This is a genomic window from Pantoea sp. EKM10T (assembly GCF_011800685.1).
GTDB lineage: Bacteria > Pseudomonadota > Gammaproteobacteria > Enterobacterales > Enterobacteriaceae > Pantoea > Pantoea agglomerans.
Window position 1 is genome coordinate 1 of sequence record NZ_JAALEU010000024.1, and the last position, 751, is coordinate 751.

Sequence of the window (751 nt, forward strand, 5' to 3'; positions counted from 1 at the left end):
CCCGCCTCGTCGGTGGCTTCCACCACGACGTCTTTGGCGTCCACGCCCGCCGGATTCGGCTGGATGCTCCAGTGACCATCCGCGTCCGCCACCGTGCTGGTCACGCTGTCGCTGACCGGATCGGTGATCACGATCACCGCGCCCGGCTCGGCGTTACCGGCCAGCTCGTCTTCGGTGTTGTTCGTGATTTCCGGAGCCGTCGTGCTGGTATCCAGCTTAAACGGCCATTCTGCGCCAGGCGCGGAGATGTTTCCTGCCGCGTCCGTACTAACGGCTTTGATACTATGATCGCCGTCTACCATATTGGTGGTCGGCGTATAGCTCCAGTTGCCCTGCGCATCCGCCCGAACGCTGCCCAGCACGCTGTCGCCGTCATACAGCGTAACCAGCGAACCTTTTTCCGCCTTGCCGGTAAAGGTCGGCGACGGATCGTCCGTTACGCCACCACTGGTCGTAGACGTGCCCTGTACAGTGCCTACATCGTCAATCATCCCGGTGATGGTCGGCAGGACAGGTGCGATGGTGTCAACGGTCAGGGTAAATTTCGCCTCGCTGCTGTTGCCCGCCGCATTGGTTACCGATGCCGTAAAGACGTGCTCACCATCAGCCAGCTCCGCCACCGCGAATGTCCACACGCCGCTGCTGTTTGCCGTGCTGCTGCCCAGCACCGCGCCCGATTGGTCGCTGATGGTCACCACCGCGCCCGCCGCCGCCGTGCCCTGCAGCTCCGGCGTGCTGTCGTCGGTCAGGC

At 63.6% G+C, this 751-nt stretch carries 1 protein-coding gene; it reads right to left on the bottom strand.

The window, feature by feature from the left end:
- Window positions 1–751: Ig-like domain-containing protein (locus HFD95_RS21860; RefSeq protein ID WP_207713356.1), on the bottom strand; the 751-nt coding region annotated here is incomplete at both ends.